Origin of the sequence: Caballeronia sordidicola (assembly GCF_000729995.1) — a bacterium.
GTDB classification, from domain to species: domain Bacteria; phylum Pseudomonadota; class Gammaproteobacteria; order Burkholderiales; family Burkholderiaceae; genus Caballeronia; species Caballeronia sordidicola_A.
Window position 1 is genome coordinate 1 of sequence record NZ_JNFG01000143.1, and the last position, 390, is coordinate 390.

1 pseudogene is annotated in these 390 nt (G+C 64.9%); it reads left to right on the forward strand.

The annotated features are described in order from the left end of the window. Nucleotides 1-331: pseudogene (locus tag FH08_RS48800) on the forward strand (excinuclease ABC subunit C); the annotation flags it as partial. Nucleotides 332-390: the final 59 nt, after the last annotated feature.

Genomic DNA, 390 nt, shown 5'->3' on the forward strand with positions numbered 1-390 from the left:
CCAAAGGGGAGGGGCGCAAGGTCGGCCTGGAAACGCTGATCTTTGCCGACGGCCGCGCCGCGCGCGAGCTGGGCAAGGAATCCGCCGCCCTGATGCTGATTGCCCAGATCCGCGACGAGGCGCACCGTTTCGCTATCACCGGCATGCGTGCCAAACGCGCAAAGACGCGCCAACGCTCGCGGCTGGAAGAGATCGAAGGCATCGGCGCCAAAGCGCGCCAGCAGTTTCTGGCGGCTTGCGCGGCGTGGCAGACGCCAGCATCGAAGACATCGCCTCGGTGGATGGGATCTCACGCCAGCTGGCGGAGGAAATCTACCGGCAGCTGCATTGAGTCCGATGGCGCTCTTTACAAGAGCGCTGGCGGATCAAGATAGTAGGGGGCGCAAAGGC